1 protein-coding gene is annotated in these 1,147 nt (G+C 65.7%); it reads right to left on the minus strand.

Going from position 1 to position 1,147, the window contains the following annotated elements; genetic code table 11:
* Positions 1 to 26 precede the first annotated feature (26 nt).
* Positions 27 to 956 (minus strand): IS110 family RNA-guided transposase, encoded by a 930-nt coding sequence (locus NOF55_RS23425; protein ID WP_306413547.1) that lies wholly within the window; start codon positions 954 to 956, stop codon positions 27 to 29.
* Between the last annotated feature and the right edge of the window lie 191 nt (positions 957 to 1,147).

A 1,147-nucleotide genomic window follows, 5' to 3' on the forward strand; every position in this document is an offset into this window, starting at 1 on the left:
AGCCCGAGCAACTGTGTCGTTGGTTGTCAAGGCTGGAATGTCCGGTTGTCCCTGAGGAGGGCGTTAAGTGCGACGAGCAGGCGTCTTGCGATGGCGATGATCACCAGCTTTGCCGGCTTTCCCCTGTCGCGCATGGCCTGGGAAACGGCCTTGAAGGGAGCGCAGCGGCAGGCCGCGAGTGCGGCCATGTAGAGCGCATCGCGCACCCGTTTGCGCCCGCCCCAGATGCAGCGCCTGCCGTGCATGGCGCCCGAATCGCACGACAGCGGTGCCAATCCGGCAAGAGCCCCGATGGCGCGCCGGTCCCGATGCCCGAGTTCCGGCATATGGGCCAGCAGAACCTTCGCCGTCACCGGCCCGACGCCGGGCGCCGAGCACAGCAGGGCCTTTTGAGCCAGCAGGCGACGCGACGACGCCATCAGCGCATCGATACGGGCTTCGACCGCCTCGATCTGCCGGTCGAGGGCATCGATCATCTGTCGAAGGCTCTCCTCGAGCCAGTCCGCATGCGGTTGAGCCAGGCGGGTACGTTCGCCCTTGCGCATCTCCACCAGCTGGTCGCGGCGCGCCATGAGATCGCGCAAGGCCTGCCTTGCCGGCTGTGGCCGCGCCTCGGCCGGCAGGGACATGGCCGCGCCGTAGCGCGCCAGCATGCAGGCGTCGACCCGATCCGTCTTGGCCAGGAAGCCGGCCGCCTTCGCGAACTGGCGCGCCTTGCGCGGATTGGCCCGGTGGAAGGGTTGGCTCTCGTCATGCAGACGAAGGCAAAGAGAGCGATCGTAAGGGCCGGTCGCCTCCAGGACGCAGAAGCTTTCCTGCGTGGCGAGCAGCGCAACGAGGCCATCGTGGCCTTGCGCGTCGTTGGCAAACCGGCATCGCCGGCCCGCCGGGTGAAAAAAGCAGTCCAGCCACTGTTTGGAAACGTCGATCCCGACGATGCAAGGTGCTATGGTCATGGAACCCGTCCTTATCCTGCGGGACCGCCGCGCCAACGGCCTCCCGGTCAACTGTTCGGGTGAAACATGCGCAAACGGCAGCGTACCGGGCTCGGACACGGTCTCTTGCGACCAAGGGTGACACGGTACGCTGCCAGCAACTCAAGCCTACCAAAATCAAGCCGATAAAACAGATAAGGGTGACGAAGGAG

The organism is Ectorhizobium quercum (assembly GCF_026552795.1).
Lineage (GTDB): Bacteria > Pseudomonadota > Alphaproteobacteria > Rhizobiales > Rhizobiaceae > Ectorhizobium > Ectorhizobium quercum.